The organism is Hydrogenophaga sp., assembly GCF_051007235.1.
Taxonomy (GTDB): Bacteria; Pseudomonadota; Gammaproteobacteria; order Burkholderiales; family Burkholderiaceae_C; genus Hydrogenophaga.
Map to the genome: position 1 here is coordinate 1 of NZ_JBPCSJ010000157.1, position 2,227 is coordinate 2,227.

Here is a 2,227-nt window from a genome sequence, read left to right on the forward strand (position 1 = left end):
GTCACCGTGATCGACCTGCCCGGCACCTACAGCCTGAACGCCGGCAGCCAGGACGAAGCCGTCGCCTGCGCCGTGGTGCTGGGCCGCAGCCTGAGCGAACGCGCGCCCGAACTCACCGCCGTGGTGCTCGACGCCACCCGCCTGCGCCGCGGGCTGCGCCTGGTGGCCGCCCTCCAGCGCCTGCAGGTGCCCATGGTGGTGCTGCTCAACATGATGGACCGCGTGCGCGCTCAGGGCCGTCAGATCGACGCGGCGCAGCTCTCGCAGACGCTGGGCCTGCCGGTGGTCGAGGCCACCGGCATCAGCGCCCAGGGCACCGACGCGCTGCGCCGGCTGCTGGACGACGACGCGCTGTGGCACCAGCCGCACCCCGGCGGCGCGGCCACCCAGCCGCTGGACGGGCAGGCCCTGGCCGACGACGCGCAGGGCCAGGCCTGGCTGGCCGCCGCCGGGCTGGACGCGCCGGTGGGCGAACACGGCTGGTCGCGCCTGCTCGACGCCTGGCTGCTGCAACCCGTGGTCGGCTCGCTGGTGCTGCTGGCCTTGCTGTTCCTGGTGTTCCAGGCCGTGTTCGCCTGGGCCGAATGGCCCATGGGCCTGATCGAAAGCGCCACCGCCGCCGTGGGCGACGGCATCAACGCCGCGCTGCCCGACGGCCTGCTCAAAAGCCTGCTGGTGGACGGCATCGTGGCCGGTGTTGGCGGCGTGCTGGTCTTCCTGCCGCAGATCCTGATCCTGTTCTTCTTTATTCTCGTGCTCGAAGAGTCGGGCTACCTGCCGCGCGCCGCCCTGCTGCTCGACCGGCTCATGGCCGGGATCGGCCTCTCGGGCCGCGCCTTCATCCCGCTGCTGTCCAGCTTCGCGTGCGCCATCCCCGGCATCATGGCCGCGCGCACCATCGCCGACCGGCGCACCCGCTGGCTCACCGTGTTCATCGCGCCGCTCATGACCTGTTCGGCCCGCCTGCCGGTGTACGCGCTGCTCATCGGCGCCTTCATCCCCCACCGCCGCGTGTGGGGCATGAGCCTGCCCGGCCTGGTGCTGTTCGGCCTGTACGCGCTGGGCATCGCCTCGGCCGTGGCCGTGGCCCTGTGCGCCAAGCTCTGGAGCCGCCGCTCCGGCGAACCGGTGCAGCTCATGATGGAACTGCCCGACTACCACTGGCCGCGTGCGAAGGACATCGCCATTGGCCTCTGGCAGCGCGCCAGCATCTTCCTGCGCAACGTCGGCGGCATCATCCTCGCGCTCACCGTCATCCTCTGGGCGCTGTCGAGCTTCCCGGTCGCACCCGCAGGCTACACCGGCAGCGCCATCGAATACAGCCTGGCCGGGCGCATCGGCCAGGCGCTGGCCGTGGTGTTCCAGCCCATCGGCTTCAACTGGCAGATCGCCGTCGCCCTCATCCCCAGCCTGGCCGCGCGCGAGGTGGTGGTCAGTGCGCTGGGCACGGTGTACGCGCTCTCGCAGACGGGGGACGATGTTGGCACCGCCCTGGCCCCGCTGATCGGGGCCGACTGGTCGCTCGCCACCGGGCTGTCGCTGCTCATCTGGTTCGTCTTCGCACCGCAGTGCCTGGCCACGCTGGCCGTGGTGCGCAAGGAAACCGGTGGCTGGGCCATGCCCGTCACCATGGCCAGCTTCCTGTTCGCGCTGGCCTACGGCGCGTCTTTCATCACTTACCGCCTCGCGGCGGCCTGGGGCTGGGCATGAGCGAAACCGTTCAATTCGTCGTGGTGATGTTCATCGTGGTCGGCGCCGTGGGCGTTGTGACGCGGCGCGCGTGGCGCAAACAACGCGGCCAGGCGCCGGCCTGTGGCAGCTGCGATAGCTGCCAGCGCAAAAGCGGGTAGGGCGTTGCACCGCACCGCGGCGGCCGTCTGACGCAGCCGCGCGCAGGCGGCCTCAGTACAAGCGCACCGCCACGTCGAACACCCAGGTCCGGCGGATCTCCACCACGTCGTACTCGCGCGCCAGCGCTTCGGGGAAGGCCGGGTACGCCGCGTGGCTGCGCACGATGCGCTCCACCGCCGCGTCCACCGTGGGCACGCCGCTGGACTTGACCAGCTTTACCGATTCCACCGTGCCGTCCGCCCGGACCGCCACCGTCACCATAGGCGCCGTGTGCGGCTGGGCGGCCAGCTCGCGCACCTGTTCGGGCAGCGTGTTCATGGCGATCTTGCGTGCCATCGCTTCGGCGTAGTCCACCAAGGCCTGGTTGGGGTCGGCC

3 protein-coding genes are annotated in these 2,227 nt (G+C 71.3%); 2 read left to right on the forward strand and 1 reads right to left on the reverse strand.

Annotated elements, in window-relative coordinates:
* Positions 1-1,710: ferrous iron transporter B (gene feoB / locus ACR2JA_RS05735; protein WP_434008148.1), on the forward strand; the 1,710-nt coding region annotated here is incomplete at its 5' end.
* Complete coding sequence (locus ACR2JA_RS05740) at positions 1,707-1,850, forward strand: FeoB-associated Cys-rich membrane protein (RefSeq protein WP_434008149.1); 144 nt, start codon at positions 1,707-1,709, stop codon at positions 1,848-1,850. The genes feoB and ACR2JA_RS05740, both read left to right, overlap by 4 nt.
* 52 nt (positions 1,851-1,902) lie before the next feature.
* Here ACR2JA_RS05740 and ACR2JA_RS05745 read toward each other — a convergent pair.
* A partial coding sequence (locus ACR2JA_RS05745) for a TonB family protein (RefSeq protein WP_434008150.1) occupies positions 1,903-2,227 on the reverse strand: 325 nt, incomplete at its 5' end.